The following is a 17,893-nucleotide window of genomic DNA, read 5'->3' on the forward strand; positions in this document are numbered from 1 at the left end:
TAATGATTAATAAAAGTTATTAATAAGATTTATATATTAAATAACCATCATCATTTTCTTGTCAATATTTTTGCGTAATTAAAAATTAGTATTATTTTAAAATATTGTATTCTATAAATAATAAAATGTATTTCTATTTGATGAAAATCGGCATTTTACTTGTGAAATGCACAAAATTTGGTTCTTCAAGTCGGGAACATCCTCCCATCTCGTTTTATTTTTGAACGATAAAATAAATTTTCTTTATCGTTTTTCAGACGGCCTGTTGGCGCTCAGCTTCTGAAATAAAACCCTGCTTCATCTTCGCAACGGCGTATCTGCCAACCGTAAACCGATTCAAGCAAGTCGGGGCGCATCACTTCGCCCACCTTGCCTGATGCAACGACTTTTCCCTTATTCATCAAAATAATATGTTCCGCATAACGCGCGGCGAGGTTTAAATCGTGTAATACCATTATTGATGAGGCACGGTTTGAATGCCCAACCAAATACTGCATCAGGCGGTGTTGGTGGCGGATATCGAGATGGTTGCACGGTTCGTCCAAAAGCAAGACCGGCGCGTTTTGCAACAGGGCGCGGATGATGTTGGCGCGTTGTTGCTCGCCGCCTGAGAGCTTGCCGATGCGTTTATCCGCCAATACCGTCAAATCAAAATAATCGAGCAACTCGTCCGCCCATTCATGGTTCAGACGGCCTTTTTGTACGAATGATGCCAACGCAATGTATTCACGTACGGTCATCGGCATGTTGTAACGGCCATGCTGCCCGACCCATGCCACCCTGCCCGCGCGGATTTGCGGCGCAACGGCCTCACCGAAAAGCGTGATTTCCCCCTGCCCTGTTTGCCCGATTAAGGCACGCAGTAAAGTGGACTTGCCCGCACCATTCGGACCGATAATGACGGTCATGCCGGAAGGTATATCCAGTTGATCGATTTCAAGCAGGGTTTTGTCTTGGACGAGGACGGAAAGATTACAGATTTGAAATAAGGTATGCATGGCAAAAGATATGGTGCAATAAAGTTTCAGACGGCCTGTTTAGGCATCAACGGCTTTTCAAAGGCTTGATAAACAAATACATAAAAAATGGTCCGCCCAATAAGGCAATTACGATACCGACCGGCAGATCGACAGGGTATGTCAGCCAGCGCGCTGCGCCATCTACCACCATCAAAAATACTGCGCCCAACCAAGCCGACAGCGCAATCAGTTTGCGGCGGCTGCCGCCGACGGTTTGCGCCAGCACATTGGGGATCATCATGCCGAGAAAACCGATGATGCCCGAAAGCGATACCGCCGCTCCCGTCATCAATGCCGCGCCGATTACGGTTTGCACACGCAATGCCCCAACTGATACCCCCATACTGGCAGCCGTGTCTTCCCCTGTCATCAAAACGTCCAGCCGCCTGCCTGCCGACAACAAAATCAGAAAACCGGGCAACATGACCGCAATTGCCGCAACAGGCGATGAGAAACCGGCTTCGGCAAGGCTGCCCGACAGCCATGTGGTCGCGCTGCGCAATACCAAATCGTCAGACAAAAACAAAATCATGCTGACCACCGCGCCCGAAAACGCGCTCAACACAAAACCCAACACCAGCAATCCCAAAGTACCGCCGCCGAGCAGTTTGTGCACCGCCAAAATCAGCAGGCATACACCCAATGCACCGAGAAAAGCCGCCGCCGGTACACCCATCGCGCCGCCACCCACAGCCAATAACACAATCACGCCCAAGGCCGCACCGCCCGACGTCCCGATCAAACTCGGATCGGCCAGCGGGTTCTCAAATAAAGCCTGCAATGCCGCACCCGAAGCGGACAAACCGGCTCCGACCAAAAGCGCGGTATAGATGCGCGGTAAACGAATTTGGCGGACGGTTTCATCCATCGCCAACGGCGACTCCCACGCGCCAAAACCGATGCCGCAGCACAAATAAACAGCGGCGGCAGTAAGCAGCAGGCAGAGGGTAAGGGTATGCGGTTTCATGACATCATGCGGTTTAAGCGGATTGAGGGACGGTTTCAGACGGCATTTTTAAGACAACCGTTTTGCTTCCTCCTCAATAAGAAGGAACAAATCAAGGCCGTCTGAAAACAAAAATCGGGCAAGGGTTTTCAAAACAGGCGCGTTTATTTCGCCAAACCGTGCAAACGCTGAATCACTTGCGGCGTATCCAGCCCGTAACGAAACATATCGTTGGCCTTCCACAAATAAATCTTGCCGTTTTTCGCGGCAGGCGAGCCGGCGATTTCGGGGCGTGCGGCAAAGGTTTTGACGTTGCCTATCATGGCGGTGTTGTGGTCGGCAATAATGATGATGTCGGGTTTGGCCGCAATCCATGCCTCACGCGTCATCGGTTTGAGGCCGTCAATGGCGGCTGCGGCATTGATACCGCCGGCGCGGCGGATAATTTCGTCGGCGGCAGTATTTTTGCCCGATACGATGCGCCCGTCGTAGCTGAAGAGGTAGCGTTTGCCGCTGGAAGGCTGTTGTTTCATATCCGCCTGCCACTTACTGGCCAACTTATCCGCCTGCGCGCTTTTGCCGATAAGCTGACCGATGTTGCGGATACTTTGCGGATAGGAGGCGATGCTGTCATCGGGCGCAACATTGACGGCTTTAATGCCTGCTTTTTGCAGGTGGGTAAAAATATCGGCAGGCTGCGCCATCCATGAACCGATGGCAATGTCGGGTTTGGCGGCCACAATCGGTTCAACCGTCAGGCGGCGATGAATGCCGATACTGGGCTTGTTTTTCAACGCCGGATTTTGAACAGTCTGATCGCGGCCGACGATTTCGTCCAATGCGCCGAGCGCGGCAACGATGTCTGCCGTATCGGGGGTCAACACGACGATGCGTTGCGCGTGTGCAGTGCCGGCCAATGAAATAAACGCGGAAAGCAGGAGGAGTTTGAGTTTCATTGTTTTTCCTTGTTGTATGCTTTCAGACGGCCTGATCGTTTTTCCAGGCCGTCTGAAAACGGTTGAATCACATTAGAACTTCAGTTGTACGGTCGCAGCGAAATTACGACCGGTTTCGGTGTACAAGTCCATCACACTGGTACGGCTCATGCCGGCAACGTCTGTGTGCTGCCAGTATTTTTTGTTGCCGACGTTGTAAATGTTTGCGCCGATTTCGAGGTTTTTAAACGGCTTGTACCATGCGCCGACATCCCATACGCCATAACCCGGCGCTTGAAAAACAGTGTCGCTGCTGACGCGGCTGTGTTTTTTCGACCAGCGCAGCTTGGTGCCGACACCCCATTTTTCCTGCGTGTAGTCCAAACCCAAAACGCCGTTGAGCGGATAAGCGGAATCCAACGGTTTGCCGTCCTGCTGCTCACCGCGCATCCAAGCGATGCTGCCGGAGACTTGCCAGCCCGGCAGGAATTTGTAGGCGGCAGAAGCTTCAGCACCGTAGGTTTTGACGTGATCAAGGTTTTGATATTGGTATTGGATAATCGGGCGTCTGCCAACGGTGGAGGTACCGATTTCAGTGCGGTTGATGAAGTTGCGGTAACGGTTGTAGAACGCGGTGACTTGCGCACGGGCGCGTTCGTTTTTAAATTTCATCCCCAATTCAAAGCTGTTGGAGCGTTCGGATTTGAGGTTGGCATTGGGAATGACGGCATAGCCGTAGGTCGTATTGGCAAACGCCATGGTCGCGCTGTCAAACGGAGGCGTGCGGAAGCCTTGGGAATAAGTGGCAAAACCGGTGAACTGCTCACCCATCGGCACGCTCAGGCGCAGGCTGGGTGTAAGCGCGGAATCGTTGAAGCGCGTCGCTGTTCCGCCGGGATTGGCGTTGAGATAGGCTTGGTCGGTCGACGTGTTCAGCTTGTCTTTTTCGTAACGCAAGGCCGGGGTCAGGACGATGCCGTTGCCGAAGGTCAGGCTGTCTTGTGCGTAAACGCTGAACGTTTTGCGTTTGCTGTCGGGGAAAGTTTTATTCGGATAGGTGCTGCCCGCATAGGTTTTGCTGACGGTGCCGGTCAGATTGTCCACTGTCAGGCTGTCGCGCGGACGGGCGGTCTCGGTGTGTTTGTATTCGGCGCCGGCAACGACGGTTTGTTTGACCGTGCCGTCAAATTCCCACACGCCGCGCCCGTTCAGTCCGCGTATGGTCTGATTGAAACCGTAGTCGGAATAACGGGTCGAGTTACCTAATTGGCGCGCGCCCATACGCGTAATGCTCGCATCGACGGCATCGTCTTCCGTACGCAGTTTTTGCTGATAGGCAGTCAGGTTGGCTTCTTTCAGACGGCCTTCGCCAGCGTAGCGGTAGCCCGCTTCGATACGTTGACGGCGGATACGGTCGCGAGCATTACTCTCGGATGTTGCGATGGTTACCGGCCCGCGCGATTGCGAACCCAAGCCGTTTGCCAATACGGTATCGTTGGCGTGGTAATACTGTTCGTACAAAGTTTCAAAGCGGTGGCGTTCGTTGCCGATATTACCTTTCGCCAAGACATTGTAGGCATTGTTTTTCTGAGGGTTGGTGGTAGTACGCGCAGTCGAGTAGCTGGTATCGCTGCCCATGTTTTCGGTTTCATGACCTTGACGGCGCGTCAGCATCAGCAGACCTTCAGCGTTTTCATGGAAACCTGCCACAGTCGCCGTCACGCCATGGCTGCGGTCGCGGCTGCGGTAGCCGTGTTTCAAACCGAAATGCCCGCGTTTGCCTTCATCGACGAAATCACTCGGAGAGAGCGTCACCATATTCACCACACCGCCGAGCGCGTCGCTACCGTACAGTGCGGAATAAGGGCCTTTGACAATATCGACCTGCTTAAGCGTGTCGCTTTCGACCATATCGCGTCCCGAAATCGCACCGTTGGAGCCACCGCCTGCATAAGATTCAGGAATGCGTACGCCGTCCACCATCATCAGAATGCGGTTGCCGTCTATGCCTCGGATATTGATACCAGCATGACCGCGGCGATTGTTGTCTGACGGCACGCTGACGCCGGATTCATACATCACGATATCGTCTAAATTCTGTGCCGAGGCTTGATTCAAGGTTTTGCGTCCGATAACCGACACATTCGGCGCGGCTTTATCCAAGGTTTGCGCATTGCGGTCGGCCGTAACCACCACAGGCTCTATTTCTGCCTGAGCCACCGGCATCTGAGCCGCATATAACTGTCCGGAAAAAACCGCCCCTATTACACAGGCAATCGCTTTCTTTTTCATTACATAACCTTACCATTTGAATAATAATGGTTTGCATTTATAAAACAAACAGACGGTTTTTGCAAGTTTAAGATATAAACAAAAGGCCGTCTGAAAACCCGATAATTTAGGTTTTCAGACGGCCTGTCCTACTTCTGCTATTCAATTAAAACGTATGTTTAACCGTTGCAGTCACACTACGCGGCGTGCCGTAAACGTGAATATCCGGCATGGTGCGATAGCGTTTGTTAAAGACGTTTTCAAAGTCCAAACTGATGCGGGTGGATTTGCCGATTTTGTAATGACCGGTCAAGTCCAGCGTTGCGTACGGACGTTGAGTCAACGCGGCCGCGGCGGCCGGATTGATGTCTGCAGGGTATTCGTCCAGCGTGTGGCTGCGGCTTTGCCAGTTGACGTTGGCACCCACGTTCAAACGGTCGGTCACATCATACGCGGTAAAGAGTTTGAACAAATGAACCGGGTAAGACGGATGCAGTTGAACACCTTCGCTGTCTTTGATTTTGGAACGTGCATAAGACGCATTCAGCAGCCATTTGTCGCTCAGGCGGCCGCCGACAGAGAGCTCCACGCCTTTTGTTGTGGTGTTGTCGGCTGCACGGTAGTATTCCTCGCCATTCGCGAATTTGCCTGCGACAACGCCCAAATGGTCGCGTTTGTTCATAAACACAGACGCAGAAGCATTCAGACGACCATCAAACCATGAGCCTTTCAAACCGGTCTCGTAGGTTTTGCCGCGTTGTGGTTTGAGCGCTGCGCCGTCTTTGGTCAGGTAACGCACTTGCGGACGGAAAATGGTGGTGTAAGACGCATAGGCAGTCAGATTGTCGCCGATGTCGTAGGTTACGCCCAAATAAGGAATGAAAACGTTTTGTTTGTGGCTGCTGTGTGCGAATTTGTTACGGCTGGCGCTGTAACGGTAACGCCAATCCACAAAACGGCTGCCGCCGATAAAGGCGAGCTTGTCGGTCAGTTTGAAACGGGTCGAGCCGTAAACCGACAGGTTTTTCATGCGTGAAAAACCATCGCGCAGATACGGCATATCGGGTTTGGAGATGTTGCCGTCAAATTTACGCAAATCAGGAATCATCGATTCGCCTTCGTCATAGAAAGACAGGTTTTCTTTGTTGTCCTGATGGCTGATGCCGACATTGAACTCGTGCGAGCGACCCAACGCCGGATAATAGCCGTCTAAGGCCAGCGCAAAATTCTGATCGCGGTATTTGCTGCGGTCGCGGTCGGATGTAAAGAGCGCGGAGTAATCCGAATTAATGACAAAAGTACCGGCAATGCCTGAAACGATGTCGTTTTTACCCGAAACATGGCTGTAATCGCCTGTCAGTTTCCAGCCGTTATCAAACTCATGGCTGAGGGAAGTGAATACTTCGGCACTGGTGTCTTTGCCGTATGCCCAGCGTGCGGAAGAATTGCTGCGTGGCGAAGACTCAAATGGTATGAATCCAGTACGGCGCGAACCTGCTGCGGTCAGGTAGCTGAAACGCGAGCTGCCGGTATTGCGGAAACGGTGTATTTCCGTACCGATGCGCCATTGGGTTTGCGGCGTGATATCGTAAGACAACGTACCGTAGAAAGTGTGATTGTGGCGCGAAGTGTTCGGCAGGTAATCGCCTCCGTGGTCGCTGACCAAAATAGCGCGGCCGCGCAAGGTATTGTCTGCATTCAAAGGCTGATTGGCATCAAGGACGAAGCGGTAGTGGTTCCACGAACCGACACCGGCTTCTACGCTGACGGCAGGCTTGGCAGTCGGTTTTTTGCGTTCCAACGCAACCGTACCGCCCGGCTCGCCCATACCGCCGTTGGACAAACCGCTTGCGCCACGTACGACGACGACTTGTTCGTACAATGCGCTGTCCAGATTGTTGGTGCCGCGGCGGATGGCTTTACCGTCGTAAAGGAATTTGGGCGCGCCGTCCACGGAAATGCTGTCAATCGCCTGACTGCGCGAAATAAACTGGCTGTGGCCGGATACGTTGTTGCCCATTTTGCTGTGGAACACGCCCGGTGTTTGTTTCAATACGTCCTGCAGGCTGTCCAAGCCTTGGTCTTCGATTTGTTTTGCCGTTACGACAGACAGGGACTGCGGCGTTTCACGCTGGGTCAGGCGGATACCTGTCGCGGCGGAGGAAGCGGGAATGGTGTAGTTGGAAGTAGTCTGTTTACCGACTCCTTGGACGGTAACTGTCGGTAAATCGACACGCTCTTGCGGCTGGGTATTTTCTACTTCGGTCGCGAAAGAATACGCCGAACACAGCGCCAGACTGACGGCAAAACTTAATTTGCCATAGGGAAATACAGGTAGTGACATAGCCTCTCCAATTAGCTTATCTTTACAATTTGGTCGCAGATTCTATCAAAAAGATGTAGCCCGATGGAACTATGTTTTAATCATTATTTTCTAAGTATTTTGTTTAATTCAAAATATTTATTTTCTATCTAGTCCCAATTAACTAAAAAGGCCGTCTGAAACCCATATCATCAGGTTTTCAGACGGCCTTAATCTTTTTATGATAAGGCAATCAGTCTGCCAATTTTCTTGCCAATTCTGCCAAACGTTTACCTTGTGCAAAGGCAATATCGTTTTCTTCGGAGGTCAATGCCGGCTTGCTGTCGTAGCCGGAAACATGGCTTGCGCCGTAAGGCGTGCCGCCGCTTTGGGTATTGCTGAGCGCGGACTCGGTATATGGAATGCCGCTGATGACCATGCCGTGGTGCAACAGGGGCAGCATCATGGTCAGCAGGGTGCTTTCTTGGCCGCCGTGCAGCGAAGATGTGCTGGTGAATACGGTGGCAGGCTTGCCGACAAGTTCTGCGCCGAGCCAAAGGGGAATGGTGCCGTCGATAAAGTATTTCATCGCGGCAGCCATATTGCCAAAACGTGTCGGGCTGCCGAGCGCGAGGCCGGCGCAATTTTTGAGGTCGTCGGCAGTCGCGTAGGGCGCGCCTTCGTCGGGAATGTCTTTTTCAACGGCTTCGCAAACGGTGGAAACTTTGGGAACGGTACGCAATACGGCTTCGCAACCGTCCACGCTTTCGATACCGCGTGCGATTTGGCGGGCAAGGTTGCGTGTGCTGCCATTTTGGGAATAAAAGAGAACGAGGATTTTCAGAGGATTTGGGTTCATTTGGGGTTTCCGTTACAATGCTGTCAGGTTTCAGACGGCCTTTTGAATACTCGGGCCGTCTGAAAAGAAAAATTTCTATTCAAAAGTGGGAAAAGGTTATGCCGTTTTCGCAATGGTGGCAAGGTTTTTTAAAGAGTAAAGGCGTGGCGTTCGCTTGGTTTGTCGTGCGCCGTTTTGATGAGGAGCGTGTGCCGCAGGTTGCGGCAAGCATGACGTTTACGACGCTTTTGGCTTTGGTGCCCGTGTTGACGGTGATGGTCGTCATCGCTTCGGCCTTCCCTGTTTTTGACCAATGGTCGGGGGAATTTGTCTCTTTCATCAATCGTACCATTGTGCCGCAGGGCGCGGATATGGTGTTTGACTACATCAATGCGTTCCGCGATAAGGCCACCAAGCTGACGGCGATCGGCAGTGTGATGTTGGTCGTAACCTCGCTGATGCTGATTCGGACGATAGACAATGCGTTCAACCGGATTTGGCGCGTCAATTCGCAACGGCCTTGGATGATGCAGTTTTTGGTGTATTGGGCGTTGCTGACGTTTGGACCTTTGTCTTTGGGTGTAGGCTTGTCGGTCGTAATCGGTCAGGTGCAAGTAGTGGGCGGCTCGGAATGGCTGAGGGTTATCACTACGGTTTCATTTATTACGGTGCTGCTGTGGGGTTTATACCGCTTTGTGCCCAACCGTTTCGTACCGGCAAGCCATGCTTTGGTCGGCGCGGCTGTAACGGCGTTTTGCTTGGAAACGGCACGCTTTTTATTCGCTTGGTACATGGGCAACTTTGACGGCTACAAATCAATTTACGGCGCATTTGCCGCGGTACCGTTTTTCCTGTTGTGGCTCAACCTGTTGTGGACGCTGGTATTGGGCGGCGCGGTTTTGACCTCGTCCCTGTCCTACTGGCGCGGCGAAGCGTTCCGCCGCAGTCTGGATGCGCGCGGCCGCTTTGATGATGTATTGAAAATCCTGCTGCTGCTCGACTCTGCCCAACAAAGTGGCAAGGCATTGCCGGTGCAGGAGTTCAGACGGCATATCAATATGGGCTTCGATGAATTGGGCGAGCTTTTGGAAAAGCTGGCGCGACACGGTTATGTCTATTCCGGCCGTCAGGGCTGGGTCTTGAAAATGGGAGCGGAGTCCATCGACTTGGCTGAGCTGTTCAAACTCTTTGTCTACCGTCCGCAAACGCTTAATAAAGACAAGGTCAATCAAACGGTTGATCACATTATGCAGCCCTGCTTGGAAACCTTGAACATGACGCTGGCCGAGTTCAGTGCCCATACGAAAAAACAATCCTCTTAAACCTGACGCCGTCTGAAAGCAAAAATATCAAGTTTCAGACGGCCTTTGCTATAATCAGCACACTACTGAATACTACATTCAACCTACAAGGAAAAATAGATGAAAACACCAGCCCTACTCTCGCTGCTCGGTCTGATTCCATCTGCCGCTTTTGCCGCCCACGGCGTAAGCCTTGGCCAACCACCGAAATATCCGGCCAACTTCACCGCTTTCGAATACGTCAATCCCAACGCTCCCAAAGGCGGCTCGTTTACCACGCCTTTCCTCGGTGCTTTTGACACGCTCAATCCCTTTACCCTCAAAGGCAACCACGAATACGGCATCAGCATGCTGACGCTCGACACCCTGACCGAGCAAAGCATGGACGAACCTTACGCCGTTTACGGCCTGATTGCCGAAGACATCGCCCTGGCGCCGGATGGCCTTTCCGTTACCTTCAAAATCAACCCTAAAGCCAAATTCCACAACGGCGACCCCGTTTTGGCCAAAGACGTTGCCGCTTCATTTAACATCCTGACCAAAGACAAAGCTGCCGCCCCCATGTACCACTTCTACTGGAGCGACGTGGACAAAGTGGAAACGCCCAGCGATCGCACCGTCGTGTTCCGCTTCAAACAGCGCAACTCAGAATTGCACATGATTCTCGGCAGCCTGCCCGTCTTCTCGCATAAAAGCTATCCCAAAGGCCTGGCCGCCGCACCCAACAGCCTGCCGATCGGCTCCGGCCCCTACCGTTTTGCCAAAGCTGAAAACGGCCGCATCAGCGAGTTTGTCCGCGACAAAAACTACTGGGCGCAAAATCTGCCCGTACGCAAAGGCCGCTACAACTACGACCACATCCGCATCAAATACGTCAAAGACGAAGTTGTCCGCATCGAAGGGCTGAAAGGCGGCCAATATGACTTCGTACAAGAAAACGTCGCCCGCAACTGGGCGCGCGCCTACTCCGACGAAGTCCTCAAAAAACGTAATCTGTCCAAACACGAATGGATACAAAACAGCACAGCCGGCATGCAAGGCTTCGTCATCAATATGCGCCACAAGCCCTTGGACAATATTTACGTCCGCCGCGCCTTGATTGAAAGCTTCGACTACGAAAGCGTCAACCGCCGCATCTTCTACGGCGCATACCGCCGCACCGACAGCTTCTTTACCAATAGCACCATGGCCGCAACCGGCAAGCCGGACAGCGCGGAAACCGCATTGCTCAAATCATTGGGTACCAAGCTGCCCGACGGCGTATTGGATCAAGACGTCCCTATGCCGCCGGTTACCGACCCCAAACTGGGCGTGCGCCCGAACCTGCTCAAAGCACGCGCCCTGCTTGAAAAAGGCGGCTATCAATACAAAAACGGCAAAGCAGTCGACAAACAAGGCAAACCGCTGACCTTTGAATTCCTCGCACCAAGCAAAAACTACGAACGCATTACCTCCAAATGGCAGAGCGACCTCGCCAAAATCGGCATTACCATGAACGTGCGCACCGCCGACTCCGCCGTGTACCAAAAACGCATGAACGACTTCGATTTTGACGTGACCACCGGCTACTACGGCAACAGCGAAAGCCCCGGCAACGAGCAATACGACTACTTCAGCTGCGCCGCCGCCAAAACCGAAGGCAGCCGCAACCTATCCGGTGTCTGTCATCCTGCGGTTGAAAAACTGTTGACCCATTTCAACAGCTTTACCAACCGCCAAGAGCTACAAACCACCTCGCGCGCGCTCGACCGACTGATCCGCCACCAATACACCATCGTTCCAAACTGGTTCGCCGACCGCTACCGCGTCGTGTACCGTAACGATGTAGGCATTCCGTCCAAGCTGCCGAAATACTACGACCCCATCACCTTCGCCATGACCGCAGGCTGGAAGAAAAAGTAGTCGCATTTCGACAACACGTCCAAGCATCTGACAAGCCTTTGGCGTGTAGTCCTAAGCATAGAATCATAAAACCTAGTTGTTTGTTTAAAAACAATCAATCGGCTGATTCAAAACAAACATAAAAGAAAAAACAACTTAAAGCCAAATCAAAGGCCGTCTGAAACATCCGTCAGCAAAATCATCTGCAACGGAACATTTCAGACGGCCTTTTCGTCTCTTTTCAATCCATTTTTGCAACCGAAGCAAAATATCGAAAATGAACAAAAAATTGCAAAACAATGCCCTCAAATTTTACAAAACCGTGTACACTGCAAGGTAAGAGTTTGAATTATAAGGTTAATCTTAATAAAAACTACAATCATCCAAATTTAACCCAAATCAAGCATTCATATAACAGACAAAAGGAACAATAATATGGAAATCAAGCGTCTCTCTACCATTCTCAAACTGATTGCCAACCCCGAACGCATGGCCATCCTTTTTCTGCTGCTTAACGGCGACCGCAGCATTACCGAACTGGCACAAGCGCTCGACTCCTCCCCGACCGGCATCGCCAACCACCTCGCACGCCTGCGCACCGAAGGCATCATCGATTTCACACGCTACCACCGCATCATCGAATACCGCATCATCTCCGAAGAAGCCACCACCATCCTCAATACCCTGCGCACGCTCAAAGACCAAGCCGAATAAACAAATAATTCCATATCACAACAACAAGGCCGTCTGAAACATCAGCTTTCAGACGGCCTGCCACTTTCAGCCCATATCGAAAAATAAACCAATCCGCTACAATACCGCCCATGCCCACAGGCGCAATCCGCCGCCTTCCCACCCAACAGCACACACGGAAACATCATGAAAATCGCTACTTGGAACGTCAATTCCCTCAACGTCCGCCTGCCCCAAGTACAAAACTGGCTAGCCGACCACCAAGCCGACATACTCGCCTTACAAGAACTCAAACTCGATCAAGACAAATTCCCGGCAGCCGCCCTGCAAATGATGGGCTGGCACTGCGTCTGGAGCGGCCAAAAAACCTACAACGGCGTCGCTATCATCAGCCGCCACGAGCCGCAAGACGTACATTGCGGCCTTCCCGCCCTCCCCGACGACCCGCAACGCCGCGTCATCGCCGCCACCATCAACGGCGTGCGCGTCATCAACGTCTATTGCGTCAACGGCGAAGCCCTGGACAGCCCAAAATTCCAATACAAAGAACAATGGTTTGCCGCACTGACCGAATTCGTCCGCGCCGAAATGGCCGCACACCCCAAACTCGTCCTGCTCGGCGACTTCAACATCGCCCCGGCCGATGCCGACTGCTACGACCCCGAAAAATGGCACGAAAAAATCCATTGTTCCTCCATCGAAAGACAATGGTTTAAAAACCTGCTCGACCTTGGCCTGACCGACAGCCTACGCAAAATCCACCCAGAAGGCGCGTTCTACACCTGGTTCGACTACCGCGGCGCCATGTTCCAACGCAAACTCGGCCTGCGCATCGACCACATTCTCAGCAGCCCCGAACTCGCCGCCACCCTTACCGACGTCACTGTCGACCTAGAAACCCGTGCCCAAGAACGCCCCAGCGACCACACACCGGTAATTGCAGAGTTTGACTGCTAACACTTTGAATTAAGAAAAAATCAGGCCGTCTGAAAACTGGATTTCAGACGGCCTTTATTCTAAAAGTTTTCAGACGACATTTGAGGTCTTCTGAAAGTTTGAAATAATGGTTTGAACGGAAAAGAACGCGTGCGTGCGTACCGCACATACACTACACGTCGGTTTTAAATTTTGTGCCACCTGCAAGTAGAGTATGGCGCAACCACGCAACGTGGTTGGTGGAGATACAGGCTACGGCTTGCTAGTAGTCATATGAAAAGGCGTTCGTTCTGTGAACTCCTGAATAAATTTATAAACTAAATCTTCAAAGATTTCTTGTGCAACATTTTTTATTTTTGCATCATCTGGTAACTCTGCATGCACCAAGCTAAATTCAAATTTAACCCAAATAGACGCTGTTAAAATGAACTCTTTGCTTGTGCTAGACACATCTGCAATTGCAGTAACTTTAAACTCTGTATCAGATTTCTTTTCTATTTGTGGTTGTGCAAGAATTTGCATTTCTCCACCGCCAATATCATCTCTTGATATTGAGTCTAAGGATGTTTTATAAAATAAATCTTTAAAAAATATTGATTTATTTGATAATTTAATATCATTCATTTTACATTACTCACCAAAGAATTGTTTCCACAGATAATATCTTGAATTTGATGCTGATTATTTGGTAATGAATTTCCAATATACTGACTTTCTAAAATTCCCTGAAACTCAGAGTTGCAACTAAAATTATTATTAACTGTAACATTAACTAATTTTGATATCGTTTGCGTGTTATCATTATGTTTTATAATGGAGAAATTTCTAAAGTCTTCAGCTATCTTTACCTCAGGATTAATATTTAACTTCACGGTATTAAATTTACTATCTTCTAAATAGCAAACTTTTTGACCTTCATAAGCAGGCATAAGCTTAACATATTTATTAAAAACAGAAAAAATATCTGCCAATTCTTTTAATCTAATATTAGCAAAGCCCTCCAATAAACCTGTCACATATGCCTCATTTTTCCCTAACAGTTTTTGCAATTCCTCAGGTTGGATTTGGGCATATTCCATCTCTAGAGCCAGTCTTTCTGACAATTCAATAAGAATATCTTCTTGATATACTGCTTGATCAAATTCACTTCTACTACTTAAAGCTAGTACGTTAGTCTTCATAACTGAATCCATTTTTTTCGAATTTATCTTTTTCTTGCAAAGAAATTTCTGTATCTTTTGGATGTAATTTTTCTGTTTGTTTTCTCAAAAAATGTGTAATACACATTAGTTCCTCACCATATGGGTTGCAATCCCAAAAATAAGCACGTAAATGAGCTAAATCATTAATAGAACCATTTTCTTCATTGAATTTATCCCAATCGGTACAGTGAGCATATTTAATTGCTTTAAATGGATATTTTTCATTATTTATTGCTTCTGGCATTTTTAAAGCTTCCCCATTTATGTATCTACGAATCCTAGCAACAAGCCCAACAGCGGGCGTTCCAAATAACTCGTGAACTTTATTAAGTTTATTTATACCATTTGTATCTCTTTGCGCTTGCTCCAAAATAACAGATATTTTTACTGTCCCTTTATAAAACAAATGTGGTGGATAATCATTATAACCATGCATTTTGTTTATCATCCATAAATAAGGTATTTATTGTGAGAAATAACATTTTTGAAAGTATAGCACAGTTAAAACAACAAATTCTCTTTAATCCCCCGAATCCTATCCCGCAACACAGCCGCTTCTTCAAACTGCAAATCCCTAGCTGCCTGCTGCATGGCTTTTTCCAGTTTGGCGATTTCTTTAATCGCGTCTTCTTCATTGTGAATCTCGCCGACTTTGACTTTGTTTTTGCCTTTCAGACGGCCTTTGCCGCTGTCTTCTTCGTGGTACACGCCATCGATGATGTCTTTGACCTGTTTTTTAATCTGCTGCGGCACGATGTCGTGTTCTTCGTTGAATTTAATCTGTTTTTCGCGGCGGCGTTCGGTTTCATCGATGGCGGCTTTCATGGAATCGGTAATTTTGTCGGCGTACAGGATGGCGACACCGTTCACGTTGCGCGCGGCTCGGCCTATGGTTTGAATCAGGCTGCGGTGGGAGCGCAGGAAGCCTTCTTTGTCAGCGTCGAGGATAGCGACGAGGGAGACTTCGGGGATGTCCAAGCCTTCGCGCAAGAGGTTGATGCCGACGAGTACGTCAAACAATCCGAGCCGCAAATCTCTAATAATTTCAACACGCTCTACGGTATCAATGTCGCTGTGCAGGTAGCGCACTTTGATGCCGAGTTCGCTGTAATAGTCGGTGAGTTGTTCCGCCATGCGTTTGGTGAGGGTGGTAACGAGCACGCGTTCGCCTTTTTGGATGCGGTCGTTGATTTCGCTCATTAAGTCATCAACTTGGGTGGCGACGGGGCGGATGATGATTTGGGGATCGACCAGCCCGGTGGGGCGGACGACTTGTTCGACTACTTGTCCGGCGTGTTCTTCTTCGTATTTGGCGGGGGTGGCGGAAACGAAAATGGTTTGCGGCATGACTTTTTCAAATTCGTGGAACTTGAGCGGTCGGTTGTCTCGGGCGGAAGGCAGGCGGAAGCCGTAGTCCACGAGGTTTTGCTTGCGCGATGCGTCGCCTTTGTACATGCCGCCGATTTGGGTGACGGTAACGTGGCTTTCGTCGATGAACATGATAGCGTTGTCGGGCAGGTAGTCCATCAGCGTGGGCGGCGGTTCGCCTTCTTTTTTTCCGGAGAAGTGGCGGGAGTAGTTTTCGATGCCTTTGCAGAAGCCCATTTCGTAGAGCATTTCGAGGTCGAAGCGGGTGCGCTGTTCAATGCGTTGTTGTTCGACAGGGCGTTGTTCGCGGGCAAAAAATTCAATGCGTTCGCGCAATTCTTCTTTGATGGACTCGCAGGCGCGCAAGACGGTGTCGCGCGGGGTAACGTAGTGGCTGGATGGGAAGACGGTGTAGCGGCCGACGCGTTGGTGCAGGCTGCCTGAAAGCGGGTCGAACATATCGAGTCGGTCGATTTCGTCATCGAACAGGCTGATGCGCAAGGCGTTTTCGGAGCTTTCAGCAGGGTACACGTCAATCACGTCGCCGCGTACACGGAAGCTGCCGCGTTTGAAGTCCAAATCACCGCGTTCGTACTGCATGGAAACGAGTGTGGCAATGATGTCGCGCTGCTCGATGGTATCGCCTTCTTTGACGGACAACACCATTTGTTGATATTCGGTCGGGTCACCGATACCGTAAATGGCGGACACGGTGGCGACGATAATCACGTCGTCGCGCGTCATCAGGTTTTTGGTGGCGGAAAGGCGCATCTGCTCGATGTGTTCGTTGATCGCGCTGTCTTTTTCGATGAACAAATCGCGGCTGGGCACATAGGCTTCAGGCTGATAATAGTCGTAGTAGGAGACGAAATATTCCACCGCGTTTTCGGGGAAAAACTCGCGCATTTCTGCATAAAGCTGGGCGGCAAGGGTTTTGTTGTGCGCCATGATGATAGCAGGGCGGCCGCTTTGAGCAATGACGTTCGCCATGGTGTAGGTTTTACCCGAACCGGTTACACCAAGCAAGGTTTGATAGGCCAGGCCGTCTGAAAGCCCTTCGAGCAAGCCGGCAATGGCAGCGGGCTGGTCACCGGCAGGAGGAAATGGCTGATGGAGTTTAAACGGAGAATTGGGATATTGGATGACTTCCATAAGACAGCCTGTTTTATGTTCAGGTAAAGAGAGGATTATAACAAAGGGTCGTCTGAAAATTGATAGTGTGCTAATCTGACAAGACTAAATATTTCATCTCCTTCCTTAGCTAACTGAGGTTAGTTATGTTAGCAGGAACAATTAAATTAGGGGCTGTACTAGATTAGCAGATATGTTACCCTCGAAATATGAAGATAACGCACTGCAAATTAAAGAAAAAAGCACAGAAAGAACTGCTCCGTTTTTTTGTACTGGAAGTTACCGCCCGTTCTGCAGTCGATATTTTGGGTATCCATCCCAATTCAGCAGCACTGTTCTACCGTAAAATCCGCACGGTTATAAACTATCATTTGGCCTTGGCTGCCGATGAGGTTTTCGAGGGCCCTGTCGAGCTGGACGAAAGCTATTTCGGCGGACAGCGTAAAGGCAGGCGTGGTCGCGGTGTGGCAGGAAAAGTGGTTGTCGTCGGCATTCTGAAACGCAACGGACGGGTCTATATCGTTGTGGTGGATAATGCCAAGTCTGAAACGTTACTCCCTGTCATTAAAAAGAAAATCATGCCGGACAGTATTGTTTATACCGATAGTCCGAGCAGCTACGACAAGTTGGACGTGAGCGGTTTCATCCATTACCGCATCAACCATTCCAAGGAATTTGCCGACCGTCAGAACCACATTAATGGCATTGAGAATTTTTAGAATCAGGCAAAACGTGTCTTGCGAAAATACAATGGAATCGATCGCAAATCTTTCCCGCTGTTCTTGAAAGAATGCGAATTTCGATTTAACTTCGGCACACCGTCCCGGCAGCTAAAAATCCTGCGGGATTGGTGTGGAATTTAGAGCTAATCTAGTACAGCCCCTTAAATTATCCTCTCCCGAAAGGATGTATCCCCCACGTCCTTTTCTTTATCCGCTTCCTCCCTTTCGATCAGATTTCTACCCCGTAAAAGGCTTACACTCCGCATCATTGCCCCTAAATATCTCCTCACCGTCCGTACAGCTTCCCTTCACCTTCATCTTCCCGCACACTACCGCCGTCAACGACTC

General features: G+C 50.2%; 14 protein-coding genes and 1 pseudogene. 5 read left to right on the forward strand and 10 right to left on the reverse strand.

Annotated elements, in window-relative coordinates; translation table 11 throughout:
• Positions 1-272: 272 nt before the first annotated feature.
• From ACTHSW_RS04980 to wrbA, 6 genes are all read right to left on the reverse strand, one after another.
• The gene (locus ACTHSW_RS04980; protein ID WP_107810913.1) at positions 273-998 is read right to left on the reverse strand and encodes an ABC transporter ATP-binding protein; all 726 of its coding nucleotides are present in this window, start codon (positions 996-998) and stop codon (positions 273-275) included.
• A 46-nt stretch (positions 999-1,044) separates the two neighbouring features.
• Positions 1,045-1,986, reverse strand: a complete 942-nt coding sequence (locus ACTHSW_RS04985) for a FecCD family ABC transporter permease (protein ID WP_107769087.1) — start codon at positions 1,984-1,986, stop codon at positions 1,045-1,047.
• Positions 1,987-2,129: 143 nt separating this feature from the next.
• On the reverse strand, positions 2,130-2,921 hold the full coding sequence (locus tag ACTHSW_RS04990; RefSeq protein ID WP_070647229.1) for a heme/hemin ABC transporter substrate-binding protein: 792 nt from the start codon (positions 2,919-2,921) through the stop codon (positions 2,130-2,132).
• Between the two features lie 72 nt (positions 2,922-2,993).
• The gene (locus ACTHSW_RS04995) at positions 2,994-5,192 is read right to left on the reverse strand and encodes a TonB-dependent hemoglobin/transferrin/lactoferrin family receptor (RefSeq protein WP_070460608.1); all 2,199 of its coding nucleotides are present in this window, start codon (positions 5,190-5,192) and stop codon (positions 2,994-2,996) included.
• Positions 5,193-5,337: 145 nt separating this feature from the next.
• Entirely contained in the window at positions 5,338-7,515 is a 2,178-nt protein-coding gene (locus ACTHSW_RS05000; protein WP_107810910.1) for a TonB-dependent siderophore receptor, read from the reverse strand.
• A gap of 211 nt (positions 7,516-7,726) precedes the next feature.
• A complete protein-coding gene (gene wrbA / locus ACTHSW_RS05005) occupies positions 7,727-8,332 on the reverse strand; it encodes an NAD(P)H:quinone oxidoreductase (protein ID WP_107810909.1) in 606 nt (201 codons plus the stop codon).
• Positions 8,333-8,430: 98 nt separating this feature from the next.
• Between wrbA and ACTHSW_RS05010 the strand changes: the two genes are divergently transcribed.
• From ACTHSW_RS05010 to xth, 4 genes are all read left to right on the forward strand, one after another.
• Entirely contained in the window at positions 8,431-9,633 is a 1,203-nt protein-coding gene (locus tag ACTHSW_RS05010; RefSeq protein ID WP_070460612.1) for a YihY family inner membrane protein, read from the forward strand.
• 99 nt (positions 9,634-9,732) lie between these two features.
• Positions 9,733-11,514 (forward strand): extracellular solute-binding protein, encoded by a 1,782-nt coding sequence (locus ACTHSW_RS05015; RefSeq protein ID WP_070460614.1) that lies wholly within the window; start codon positions 9,733-9,735, stop codon positions 11,512-11,514.
• 414 nt (positions 11,515-11,928) lie between these two features.
• Positions 11,929-12,207 carry an ArsR/SmtB family transcription factor gene (locus ACTHSW_RS05020; protein ID WP_070460616.1) on the forward strand — a complete coding sequence of 93 codons (279 nt, stop codon included), beginning with the start codon at positions 11,929-11,931 and terminating at the stop codon, positions 12,205-12,207.
• Between the two features lie 165 nt (positions 12,208-12,372).
• Complete coding sequence (gene xth, locus ACTHSW_RS05025) at positions 12,373-13,143, forward strand: exodeoxyribonuclease III (protein ID WP_070460618.1); 771 nt, start codon at positions 12,373-12,375, stop codon at positions 13,141-13,143.
• Between the two features lie 231 nt (positions 13,144-13,374).
• On the opposite strand, the gene ACTHSW_RS05030 is transcribed toward xth, so the two are convergent.
• From ACTHSW_RS05030 to uvrB, 4 genes are all read right to left on the reverse strand, one after another.
• Positions 13,375-13,746, reverse strand: a complete 372-nt coding sequence (locus tag ACTHSW_RS05030) for a hypothetical protein (RefSeq protein ID WP_070460620.1) — start codon at positions 13,744-13,746, stop codon at positions 13,375-13,377.
• On the reverse strand, positions 13,743-14,303 hold the full coding sequence (locus tag ACTHSW_RS05035; protein WP_070460621.1) for a hypothetical protein: 561 nt from the start codon (positions 14,301-14,303) through the stop codon (positions 13,743-13,745). Before ACTHSW_RS05035 ends, ACTHSW_RS05030 begins: the two co-directional genes overlap by 4 nt.
• Positions 14,293-14,760, reverse strand: a complete 468-nt coding sequence (locus ACTHSW_RS05040) for a hypothetical protein (RefSeq protein ID WP_107769084.1) — start codon at positions 14,758-14,760, stop codon at positions 14,293-14,295. Before ACTHSW_RS05040 ends, ACTHSW_RS05035 begins: the two co-directional genes overlap by 11 nt.
• 65 nt (positions 14,761-14,825) lie before the next feature.
• On the reverse strand, positions 14,826-16,844 hold the full coding sequence (gene uvrB / locus ACTHSW_RS05045; RefSeq protein ID WP_070460625.1) for an excinuclease ABC subunit UvrB: 2,019 nt from the start codon (positions 16,842-16,844) through the stop codon (positions 14,826-14,828).
• A gap of 188 nt (positions 16,845-17,032) precedes the next feature.
• Between uvrB and ACTHSW_RS05050 the strand changes: the two are divergent.
• Positions 17,033-17,686: pseudogene (locus tag ACTHSW_RS05050) on the forward strand (IS1595 family transposase).
• Positions 17,687-17,893 lie beyond the last annotated feature (207 nt).

It is taken from the genome of Neisseria sp. P0008.S004 (assembly GCF_051962755.1).
Taxonomy (GTDB): domain Bacteria; phylum Pseudomonadota; class Gammaproteobacteria; order Burkholderiales; family Neisseriaceae; genus Neisseria; species Neisseria subflava_A.

Coding starts and splice junctions, on each gene's coding strand:
- ACTHSW_RS05010 (WP_070460612.1), top strand. CDS start 8,431: ATGCCGTTTTCGCAATGGTGGCAAGGTTTTTTAAAGAGTAAAGGCGTG.
- ACTHSW_RS05035 (WP_070460621.1), bottom strand. CDS start 14,303: ATGAAGACTAACGTACTAGCTTTAAGTAGTAGAAGTGAATTTGATCAA.
- wrbA (WP_107810909.1), bottom strand. CDS start 8,332: ATGAACCCAAATCCTCTGAAAATCCTCGTTCTCTTTTATTCCCAAAAT.
- uvrB (WP_070460625.1), bottom strand. CDS start 16,844: ATGGAAGTCATCCAATATCCCAATTCTCCGTTTAAACTCCATCAGCCA.
- ACTHSW_RS05015 (WP_070460614.1), top strand. CDS start 9,733: ATGAAAACACCAGCCCTACTCTCGCTGCTCGGTCTGATTCCATCTGCC.
- ACTHSW_RS05030 (WP_070460620.1), bottom strand. CDS start 13,746: ATGAATGATATTAAATTATCAAATAAATCAATATTTTTTAAAGATTTA.
- ACTHSW_RS04985 (WP_107769087.1), bottom strand. CDS start 1,986: ATGAAACCGCATACCCTTACCCTCTGCCTGCTGCTTACTGCCGCCGCT.
- ACTHSW_RS04980 (WP_107810913.1), bottom strand. CDS start 998: ATGCATACCTTATTTCAAATCTGTAATCTTTCCGTCCTCGTCCAAGAC.
- ACTHSW_RS04995 (WP_070460608.1), bottom strand. CDS start 5,192: ATGAAAAAGAAAGCGATTGCCTGTGTAATAGGGGCGGTTTTTTCCGGA.
- xth (WP_070460618.1), top strand. CDS start 12,373: ATGAAAATCGCTACTTGGAACGTCAATTCCCTCAACGTCCGCCTGCCC.
- ACTHSW_RS05040 (WP_107769084.1), bottom strand. CDS start 14,760: ATGCATGGTTATAATGATTATCCACCACATTTGTTTTATAAAGGGACA.
- ACTHSW_RS05000 (WP_107810910.1), bottom strand. CDS start 7,515: ATGTCACTACCTGTATTTCCCTATGGCAAATTAAGTTTTGCCGTCAGT.
- ACTHSW_RS04990 (WP_070647229.1), bottom strand. CDS start 2,921: ATGAAACTCAAACTCCTCCTGCTTTCCGCGTTTATTTCATTGGCCGGC.
- ACTHSW_RS05020 (WP_070460616.1), top strand. CDS start 11,929: ATGGAAATCAAGCGTCTCTCTACCATTCTCAAACTGATTGCCAACCCC.